This window comes from Vibrio sp. 10N.261.52.A1, from assembly GCF_002876325.1.
GTDB lineage: Bacteria > Pseudomonadota > Gammaproteobacteria > Enterobacterales > Vibrionaceae > Vibrio > Vibrio chagasii.
Window position 1 is genome coordinate 1 of the sequence record NZ_MCYD01000995.1, and the last position, 2,322, is coordinate 2,322.

At 45.3% G+C, this 2,322-nt stretch carries 1 protein-coding gene and 1 pseudogene; both read right to left on the reverse strand.

Annotation, left to right across the window (positions count from 1 at the left end):
- Positions 1-1,936: efflux RND transporter permease subunit (locus tag BCT81_RS21575; protein ID WP_133152680.1), on the reverse strand; the 1,936-nt coding region annotated here is incomplete at its 3' end.
- A pseudogene (locus BCT81_RS21580) lies at positions 1,933-2,322 on the reverse strand (efflux RND transporter periplasmic adaptor subunit); the annotation flags it as partial. The pseudogene BCT81_RS21580 and the gene BCT81_RS21575, both read right to left, overlap by 4 nt.

The window sequence follows — 2,322 nt, forward strand, 5'->3', positions numbered from 1 at the left end:
GTTCAAATACATTCGCTAAATCTTTATCGAGTGCCTCTAACGCCTGAAACATAGTGTCACGGTCAGTCGTTCTTACTTGTAACTGAGCGTACGCTTCGTAGCTTTTCTCTGGTTGGTATGTCAGAGCGAAACGTTGCATGCCCTGCCCAACCGTTGTCGTAACAAACTCTACATTGTCTTGTTGGCGAATGTAGCTTTCAACTTTTTCAGTTTGCTTGATGGTTTCACGAACATCGGTACCTTCTGGAATCCACATGTCGACGTAAAACATTGGCGTGTTTGATGGTGGGAAGAACTGTTGCTTCACCATACCGAAACCAACAATTGATGCGGCCAGCAGAGCAACCATGCTCACTACGGTTAACCATCGGAAGCGCAATGCGAATTTCAGAGACGCGCCGAATACAACAAACAGAATACCTTTGTATGGATCTTCGTTCTCATCGACCTTGTCTTCTTCTTTCAGCATCATTTCTGCAAGGAACGGAGTCAACGTGAGTGCCGTAACCCAACTTAAGAATAATGAGAAACACAACACCCAAAACAGTGAGCCCATGAACTCGCCTGTCGCGTCTTTCGACAAACCAATCGGTGCGAAGGCTGTAATAGCGATAATGGTCGCGCCCAATAATGGCCATTGTGTTTGTGACACGATGTCCTTCGCTGCTTGAAGTTTAGTCTTACCCTTCTTCAAGCCAACCAGAATACCTTCAACGACAACAATCGCATTGTCCACCAGCATACCCAACGCGATTATCAGTGCACCCAGTGAGATACGGTGCAATTCCACGTTGTTGTAGTCCATCAAGATGAAAGTACCGAATACCGTCAACAGAAGAACTAAACCGATGATCAAACCACTGCGCAACCCCATCGCAAACAACAGTACAATGATAACGATCGCTACCGCTTCAACTAGGCTGATTAAGAAGTCAGCCACTGATTTATCGACTTCTTGCGCTTGGTTGTAGAAATAGTTCAGTTCTACACCCGCTGGTTTAATGCTTTCTAGACGATCAAGTTCCGCATCGAGTGCTTTACCAATCTCAACCACGTTTACACCTGAAGAAAACGCTATACCTAAATTAATCGCAGGCTTACCGTTATACGTTAATACATTACCTGGTTTTTCTTGAATACCGCGAGTCACTTCGGCAACGTCTTTCAATCGAATCAGATTACCAGTATCGCGACCATGAATGATCAGGTTTTCTAGCTCTTCAACCGTGCTCAATGTGCCGTTTGGCTTGATTGTTAGGCTTTGACCATTCAGCATCACCTCACCTGCCGATACCACACTGTTTTGTTGTGCTAACAGTGACGTAACCGTCGACATATCTAGGTTCAATGCGGCTAAGCGTTCCAGTGACATCTCAACAAACAGTTGTTCCTGTTGGTCACCGGCAATACTTACTTTACCGACACCGTCAACCAGTTCGATTTCACGCGTTAGGTAATCGGCGTACTGTTTTAGCTCAACGTAGTCATAGCCATCACCGGTCAGCATGATCATCACACCGAATACGTCACCAAAATCATCGATGATCTGAACGGAATTAACACCACTTGGTAGAGTTGGCTGTAGATCGTTTATCTTTCGGCGCATTTCATCCCAGATCTGGGGCAGCTCGTCGGGACCGTAGTCCATCTTCATGCTGACCATAATTTGAGACATACCATTCGATGAGGTCGATGTGATCTTATCGATATAAGGCAACTGTCGTATCTCTTTCTCAAGTGGATACGTCAGTTCCTCTTCAACTTCCATTGACGTAGCGCCAGGGTAAGTTGAAATAATCATGGCATCTTTAATGGTAAAAGCTGGGTCTTCTAAACGGGATAGATTACCAAAAGAAGTGACACCGCCAATGGCTAAAATGACTAGAAACAGCCAGCTAATTACTTTGTTCTTTATTGAATATTCTGCGATGTTCATTCTGCTTTTCCTGACAATTTGATTCCGTCACGGAGTTTTCTTAGATTTGAATTTACGAGTACGTCACCTTGTTCGATACCATGAGCAATGAGTGCGCCGTGGCCGCTAACCTTTTCGACTTCAACTTCGCTCTTGAACGCTTGGCCGTCTTCCATTTTCCAAACGTAAAATTGATTCGCTTCGGAGCCCGCTTCTAGCGTCGTCATAGGTAATTGGTAGCCCTGAACATCGCTCAAGCCAGCCTTTGCCATATCGACATTTACGGTCACGCTCGTACCCGGCAGAATTTCATTTTCAGGTTGTTGCATCTGCATCCAAAACTCATAAGTGCGAGATTGCGGGTGCAGTTCGCTTGTGTGTTCTAGGTAAGTCAGAGGGTATTGGAC